Source organism: Rhizobium sp. BR 317 (genome assembly GCF_047445835.1).
Lineage (GTDB): Bacteria > Pseudomonadota > Alphaproteobacteria > Rhizobiales > Rhizobiaceae > Rhizobium > Rhizobium paranaense.
The window spans coordinates 1-740 of sequence record NZ_JARWLB010000180.1; the positions used below are offsets into that span (position 1 = coordinate 1).

Here is a 740-nt window from a genome sequence, read left to right on the forward strand (position 1 = left end):
ATACGCATTCCGCGACMGCCACCGCCATGTTGGGCTTTGATGATAACGGGGAGGCCGTGCATCTGCGCGAATTCCCGCGCCTTTTCGACAGTTGTGCCGCCATCGTCCAKAGAGGGAAGAAGCGGTGCTCCAACCTTTCGAGCGATAGCGCGGGCCTGTTGATTGCCACTGAGAACTGACCCGGCGTAGTCTGATAGGGGATGCGGACGAAAACTTGGACCACCAGGAGGTAGTTCATGTATTCCCATGCAGACAGAATTCGCGCGGTTGAGCTTTATATCAAGCTCGGCAAGCGGGTTAAGGCGACGATCCGGCAATTGGGGTATCCCACCAAGAATGCGCTGAGGAACTGGTATCGCGAATACGAGCAGCATCGCGATCTGCGCGTTCGTTCTTTGGCTCGCGCGCCAAAGTTTTCAGCGGCCCAACAGCAGGCTGCGCTTGAGCATTACCGCACTCATGATCGCTGTATCTCTTCAACGATGAGAGCGTTGGGCTATMCAGGTCGGGKAACTTTAACGGCATGGGTTCGAGAGACGTTTCCCGAGGCGAGGACTTCGATAGCCGGTCGAACCTGGCGTCCGGCCTATCCCGAGGCCTTGAAGCAGGTTGCGGTCCTTGATCTTTGCAGTGGAGAAGAGAGTGCCCAAGACGTCGCCGACCGGCTGGGCGTATGCCGGCCGACGTTGTACGCTTGGAGGAATGAGTTACTCGGTCAGGAGGTTGCCTCATCGATGAAA

Annotated in this window: 2 pseudogenes; one reads left to right on the forward strand and one right to left on the reverse strand. The window is 57.2% G+C overall.

Annotated features, from left to right (window positions below):
• A pseudogene (locus QD357_RS32655) lies at positions 1-248 on the reverse strand (hypothetical protein); the annotation flags it as partial.
• Here QD357_RS32655 and QD357_RS32660 point away from each other — a divergent pair.
• Positions 237-740: pseudogene (locus tag QD357_RS32660) on the forward strand (IS3 family transposase); the annotation flags it as partial. The pseudogenes QD357_RS32655 and QD357_RS32660 sit on opposite strands and share 12 nt — an antisense overlap.